Raw genomic sequence first — 287 nt, 5'->3', positions numbered from 1 at the left:
CATTTAAAGTCTCACCAGTTGCTTGTTTCACTAGTTCATCGGTGGTTAGCAAACTGCCTTTACTCCAGATCTTCTCTGATAGCCAATTAAAGATTGGCGACAATTCCCCAGTACATATAGCACCATCTACATCAACAGTCTTCTTCATAGCTGCCATGAACTGTGCGGCATACATTGCGCCTAACGTGTATGACGGGAAGTAACCGAATGCACCTTGAGTCCAGTGAATGTCTTGTAAGCATCCATCTTTGTAGTTATGCACTGTACATTTGCTCTCTGTCCAGTGG

The 287-nt window shown here is 43.9% G+C and carries 1 pseudogene; it reads right to left on the bottom strand.

Annotation, left to right across the window (positions count from 1 at the left end):
* A pseudogene (locus AB4486_RS27745) lies at window positions 1-287 on the bottom strand (carboxypeptidase M32); the annotation flags it as partial.

The organism is Vibrio sp. 10N.222.55.C6, assembly GCF_041473395.1.
In the GTDB taxonomy this organism is placed as follows: domain Bacteria; phylum Pseudomonadota; class Gammaproteobacteria; order Enterobacterales; family Vibrionaceae; genus Vibrio; species Vibrio crassostreae_C.
Note: the sequence above shows the minus strand (reverse complement) of the source record. Positions and strands in the feature narration are given on the sequence as shown.